We start from the raw sequence: 5,278 nt of genomic DNA, 5'->3' as shown, positions 1-5,278 counted from the left end.
CGCGCGGCCTGCCCGCCGGCCGCACGCTCGGCCTGCAGGCCCGCCTCGGTGCGCCGCAGGCCGGCGAGTTCGGCAGCGATGCGCGTCCGGGTGGGCGCGGCCACGCGGAACAGCGACTGCACATAGGCCGAACCCAGCCGCTGCCCGGCCGTGCAGGCCCGCTGCAGCGGCAGCGTGTAGAGCTGCTGCCATTCACGCAGCGCCATCGTCAGCGACTCGACGCGACCGACCTGCGAGGGGTTGTCCGCCACCAGGCCGCGCAGGCGCGCCAGCGGTTCGCTCCAGGGGTTGCCGTCCGGGCGGCCTTCGGGGGCCGAGGCCACCGGCGCCCCGACGGCCACGCACAGCGCCATCTCGGTGGGCGGCGCCGCGAGGCGGTCGAGTTCGGCCAGCACTGCGATCGCCTGTTCGCTGCGCAGGCGCAGCTCCTGCGACTGCAGCAGCGCCGCGTAGTCGCGCCAGCCGATCAGCAGCAGGCCGACCAGCAGCACCAGCAGTCCGCAGAACACCAGCGGCAGGCGCCACGCCACGTACAGGCCGCGTGGCATTCAGGCGCTCCCGACGGCGGACCGCAGGGCGGTGGGACGGAGCGTGCGGTGAGGCGGCAGGAGCGGGTTCATGCGAAGCGGAAGCCGGAGAGACAGGCCGGCGGCAGCCGGGCAAGGGTCGGATTATCGGGGGCCAGACCTACAATCTTTTTCTTCGGCCATTGTCCCTGCCGGCCCCCGCCGGCCCCGTTCCCATGCCGCGCCAGCTGTTCGTCACCACCGCCCTGCCCTATGCCAACGGGCATTTCCACATCGGCCACATCATGGAGTACATCCAGGCCGACATCTGGGTGCGCTTCCAGCGCATGCAGGGCCGCGTGGTGCACTTCGTCGGCGCCGACGACGCGCACGGCGCGCCGATCATGATCGCCGCCGAGAAGGCCGGCAAGACGCCGCAGCAGTTCGTGGCCGACATCGCCGCCGGCCGCAAGCCCTACCTCGACGGCTTCCACATCGCCTTCGACAACTGGCACTCGACCGACGGCCCCGAGAACCACCAGCTCGCGCAGGACACCTACCGCGCGCTGCGCCGCAACGGCCTGATCTTCACGCGCGAGATCGAGCAGTTCTTCGATCCGGTGAAGGCCATGTTCCTGCCCGACCGCTACATCAAGGGCGAGTGTCCGAAGTGCGGCGCGAAGGACCAGTACGGCGACTCCTGCGAGGTCTGCGGTGCGGTCTACGCGCCCACCGAGCTGAAGAACCCCTACTCCACGCTGACCGGCGCGACGCCGGTCATGAAGACCAGCGAGCACCACTTCTTCCAGCTCAGCTCGCCGCGCTGCCTCGATTTCCTGAAGGACTGGACCCACGGCAGCGCGCCGATCAGCGGCCAGCCGCGCCTGCAGGCCGAGGTGCTGAACAAGATCAAGGAGTGGTTCGCCACCGACGAGCAAGGCCACGGTGGTCTGGCCGACTGGGACATCTCGCGCGACGCGCCCTACTTCGGCATCGAGATTCCCGACGCGCCGGGCAAGTACTTCTACGTGTGGCTCGACGCGCCGATCGGCTACCTGGCCTCGCTGAAGAACTACTTCGACAAGCAGGGGCTGGACTTCGAGGCCTTCATGGCCGACCCGAAGACCGAGCAGGTGCATTTCATCGGCAAGGACATCACCTATTTCCACACGCTGTTCTGGCCGGCGATGCTGCACTTCAGCGGCCGGCGCACGCCGGACCACGTGTTCGTGCACGGCTTCATCACAGTGAGCGGCGAGAAGATGAGCAAGAGCCGCGGCACCGGCATCTCGCCGCTGCGCTACCTCGAGATCGGCATGAATGCCGAGTGGCTGCGCTACTACATCGCGGCCAAGCTGAACGGCCGCGTCGAGGACGTGGACTTCAACCCGGATGACTTCGTCGCGCGGGTCAACAGCGACCTGGTGGGGAAGTACATCAACATCGCCAGTCGGGCGGCGGGCTTCCTATCCAAGCGCTTCGACGGCCGGCTGACCGCCGAGTTGCCGGCCGAGAGCCGCACGCTGCTCGAAGGCCTGCAGGCTGCGCGCGACGACATCGCGCGGCTGTACGAGGATCGCGAGTACGCGAAGGCCCTGCGCGAGGCCATGGCACTGGCCGACCGTGTGAACGAGTACGTCGACGCCAACAAGCCCTGGGAGCTCGCCAAGCAGGCTGGCCAGGACGCACGCCTTCAGCAGGTCTGCAGCACCTGCATCGAGGCCTTCCGCCTGCTGACGATCTACCTGAAGCCGGTGTTGCCGGCGCTGGCGGCGCAGGTCGAAGGGTTTTTGAAGGTCGAGCCGATGCGCTTCGCCGACGCCGGCCGCCTGCTGGGCGCGCACGCGATCGGCGAATACAAGCATCTGATGCAGCGCGTCGACCCGAAGCTGCTCGATGCGCTGTTCGAGCCACCGGCCGAGCCCTCGCCCCAGACCTCTCCCGCGGCGGCGGGAGCGGGAGCCGTTCCCGGCGGCGAGGCGCTGGCGCCGACGATCACGATCGACGATTTCACGAAGATCGACCTGCGTCTCGCGCAGATCGTCGACGCGGCACTCGTCGAGGGCAGCACCAAACTGCTGCGCCTCTCGCTCGATGTCGGCGAAGGCCGCCACCGCACCGTCTTCAGCGGCATCCAGTCGGCGTTCAAGCCGGCCGACGTGATCGGCAAGTTCACGGTGGTGGTCGCCAACCTGGCGCCGCGCAAGATGAAGTTCGGCCTCAGCGAAGGCATGGTGCTGGCCGCGTCGCACGCCGACGAGAAGACCCATCCCGGGCTCTACCTGCTCGAGCCAACGCCCGGCGCCGTGCCGGCCTGCGGGTGCGATGACGCCCGCTGCCGCGCGCGACCCTCGATGAGCGACCCGCGCGACGCCCGCCCCCTGCCCCGTGCCGAGACGCGGACCTGGGGGCCGTCGCGCCGCCGTCGCTTCATCGCCCGCCTGCACCACTGCGGTCCTCCGGCAGCCCGGCCTTCCGCCGCGCTGCCGCCCGCCCCTGACGCCCGAGGACCTGCTCCATGCAATTGCACCGCTTCCGCCCGCGCCTGCTCGATGCGCTGAAGACCTACGACCGCGGCCGCTTCGCAGCCGACGCCGGCGCCGGCCTGACGGTCGGCGTGATCGCACTGCCGCTGGCGATGGCCTTCGCGATCGCCAGCGGCGTCAAGCCCGAGCAGGGCATCTTCACCGCGATCATCGGCGGCTTCCTGGTGTCGGCGCTCGGTGGCTCCAGTGTGCAGATCGCCGGGCCGGCAGGCGCCTTCATCGTCATCGTCTACGGCATCGTCGAGCGCTACGGCCTGGCCAACCTGCTGATCGCCACGGTGCTGGCGGGCGCGATGCTGTTCGCGCTCGGGCTGTTCCGGCTCGGCGGCCTGGTGCGCTACGTGCCGATCACCATCGTGATCGGCTTCACCAACGGCATCGCGGTGCTGGTGGCGCTGTCGCAGCTCAAGGACCTGTTCGGCCTGGTCACGCCCAAGCTGCCGGCCGACTTCTTCACGCAGATCGGCGTGCTGCTCGAGCACGCCGACAGCTTCAACCCGATGGCCTTCGCGATCGGCCTGCTGTCGCTGGCGCTGCTGTTCGCGTGGCCGCGGCTGCAGAAGCACCACACCGTGGTCGAGCACACCACGCTGCGCAGCGCCTCGCGCATGCCCGCGCCGATGGTGGTGCTGGTGCTGGCGACCACGGCCACCGCACTGCTGCACCTGCCGGTCGAGACCATCGGCTCGCGCTTCGGCGGCATCCCGCAGGCGCTGCCGGCCTTCGTGTGGCCCGAGCTCAGCTGGCGCAGCGCGAAGGAGCTGTTCATCCCGACGCTGACGATCGCGATGCTGGGCGCGGTGGAGTCGCTGCTGTGCGCGCGCGTGGCCGACAACGTGGGCACCGTGCCGAAGCACGACCCGAACCAGGAGCTGATGGCGCAGGGCATCGCCAACGTGGTGACGCCGTTCTTCGGCGGCATCCCGACCACCGGCACGATCGCGCGCACGGTCACCAATGTGCGGGCCGGCGCAACGAGCCCGGTCGCCGGCATCGTGCATGCGGTCACGCTGCTCGTGGTGGTGCTGGTGGCGGCGCCGCTGGCCGAGCACGTGCCGCTGGCGGCGCTGGCCGGCATCCTGCTGTTCGTGGCCTGGAACATGGGCGAATGGCACGAGTTCGCACGGCTGCGGCACTTCAGCCTGCCCTACCGCATCATCCTGGTCGGCACCTTCCTGCTGACGGTGATCTTCGACCTGTCGGTGGCGGTGCAGGTGGGCCTGGTGATGGCCTGCGCGTTCTTCATCTACCGCATGAGCACGCTGTTCCGCATCGAACCGCTGGCGGCCCCGGCCGAGACGCCGCCGGGCGTGGTGGTCGAGCGGCTCTACGGCGCACTGTTCTTCGGCGCGGTGGCCAAGCTCGAGGCGGTGCCGGCGCGCCTGCCGGCCGGCACGCGCGTGCTGGTGCTCGAGGCGCAGCGTCTGATCTCGATCGACGCCAGCGGTGTCGACGCCCTCACCCAGCTCTACCGCACGCTGCAGCGCCAGGGCGTGGGACTGCGGCTGTGCGAGCTGAACGAGCAGCCGCGCTCGCTGCTGCAGCGCAGCGGCTTCACGGCGCTGATCGGCGAGGAGCGCATCGCGCCCACGCTCGCCGAGGCGCTGGCGCGATCGGTCGCGCCGACGGCCACGTGAACCTCGCTCAGTCGGGCCAGAACGGCCGCGCCTTGCGCAGGCGCTTCAGCGACCGGCTGCAGGCGGCCAGCGTCGCCTCGCGCCGCGCTGCGAGCCAGCCGAGAGCGAACCAGGTCTGCGGCTGCTGCGGCACCAGCGGCCGGTAGGCCGCCAGCGCCACGCACACGTCGTTGAACTCGCCCAGGTGTTCCTGCGCCTCGCGCAGGGCATCGAGGTAGCGTTCGACGGCGCGGCGCTGGAACAGGCCGGCGGTGAACTCGATGGTGTAGCGCAGCCGCTTCAGACGCTTGCGCAGGCGGTGACGCGCCTCGTCGCTCAGGGTGTCGAAGCGCTTCGCGTCGCGCAGCGCCTGCGCGTGCCAGGCCTGCAGGCGCTGCGACGCCAACGCCGGCAGCGCGGGAGAGACTGCTTCGTCGGCTGCCGGAGTGACCGGGGCCGCCGGCCGCGCCAGCTCGGCCAGCAGATCGAACCACACCGCGCCGTGGCGGGTGCGCTCGGCATCGGTCCAGCGCGGCGGGTCGGCGGCGGCCGGCAGTGCCAGCGGCGCTTCGCCAAGGGCGACCAGCGCGGCGTCGACTTCTCGCTGCAG

General features: G+C 70.5%; 4 protein-coding genes. 2 read left to right on the top strand and 2 right to left on the bottom strand.

Annotation, left to right across the window (positions count from 1 at the left end; genetic code table 11):
- Positions 1 to 548: hypothetical protein (locus Y694_RS19585; RefSeq protein WP_036235602.1), on the bottom strand; the 548-nt coding region annotated here is incomplete at its 3' end.
- Positions 549 to 742: 194 nt separating this feature from the next.
- Between Y694_RS19585 and metG the strand changes: the two genes are divergently transcribed.
- Both metG and Y694_RS19575 read left to right on the top strand, forming a co-directional pair.
- Positions 743 to 3,067 (top strand): methionine--tRNA ligase, encoded by a 2,325-nt coding sequence (gene metG / locus Y694_RS19580; protein ID WP_231497798.1) that lies wholly within the window; start codon positions 743 to 745, stop codon positions 3,065 to 3,067.
- The gene (locus Y694_RS19575; RefSeq protein ID WP_036235600.1) at positions 3,025 to 4,689 is read left to right on the top strand and encodes a SulP family inorganic anion transporter; all 1,665 of its coding nucleotides are present in this window, start codon (positions 3,025 to 3,027) and stop codon (positions 4,687 to 4,689) included. The genes metG and Y694_RS19575 overlap by 43 nt, the downstream gene beginning before the upstream one ends.
- Before the next feature lie 7 nt (positions 4,690 to 4,696).
- Here the strand turns inward: Y694_RS19575 and Y694_RS19570 are convergent.
- A partial coding sequence (locus tag Y694_RS19570) for a CHAD domain-containing protein (protein WP_036235599.1) occupies positions 4,697 to 5,278 on the bottom strand: 582 nt, incomplete at its 5' end.

Source organism: Methylibium sp. T29-B, from assembly GCF_000576225.1.
GTDB classification, from domain to species: Bacteria; Pseudomonadota; Gammaproteobacteria; order Burkholderiales; family Burkholderiaceae_C; genus Methylibium; species Methylibium petroleiphilum.
This window is presented reverse-complemented; position numbering and strand designations above follow the sequence as displayed.

What these genes read in the sequence shown, in the direction of transcription:
- metG (WP_231497798.1), top strand. Translation starts at nt 743, where the DNA reads ATGCCGCGCCAGCTGTTCGTCACCACCGCCCTGCCCTATGCCAACGGG.
- Y694_RS19575 (WP_036235600.1), top strand. Translation starts at nt 3,025, where the DNA reads ATGCAATTGCACCGCTTCCGCCCGCGCCTGCTCGATGCGCTGAAGACC.